This is a genomic window from Bifidobacterium pullorum subsp. saeculare, from assembly GCF_016899725.1.
Lineage (GTDB): Bacteria > Actinomycetota > Actinomycetes > Actinomycetales > Bifidobacteriaceae > Bifidobacterium > Bifidobacterium pullorum_C.
Window position 1 is genome coordinate 1 of the sequence record NZ_JACLYU010000282.1, and the last position, 430, is coordinate 430.

The 430-nt window shown below is 50.2% G+C and carries 1 protein-coding gene; it reads left to right on the forward strand.

Features of this window, described 5'->3' with window-relative positions; translation table 11 throughout:
- Window positions 1–27: 27 nt before the first annotated feature.
- Entirely contained in the window at window positions 28–291 is a 264-nt protein-coding gene (locus H7U32_RS10545) for a hypothetical protein (protein ID WP_204469960.1), read from the forward strand.
- Window positions 292–430: the final 139 nt, after the last annotated feature.

Genomic DNA, 430 nt, shown 5'->3' on the forward strand with positions numbered 1-430 from the left:
TTTAGGGCTTAGCCCAGGAGGAGAAGTGTGATTACAGCAAAAGAAATCGCAAATACGCTCGACGGAATACTGACCTATAACGGATTTGACGAGCGAATCGACAACATCCAAGACGCCTCAGAAGCGCTTGAGAATCTGTTCAAGCATGAGACAGCTCGACTTGAGGCGGAATTGACGGCAACAAAGCTGGAGCTGGTGGAGAGCAAGAAAAAGGTTCGAGACCTTGCAATTGAGGGTCTCGGCAAAATCATCAAGGGCGTCTACCCAGCGGGTGGGGCCAAAGGACAGTAAATCATGGACAAGACACAGCTGAAAGACGCATTTGGTCGGTACGCTCAGGCAATGGCAGAGAGGAAACTGTTTCTGAGCGCTTGCGGATCAAATCAGAGAGTTGACATTCAGATCGGAGGTCTCGAGGGATTCGTTGAGG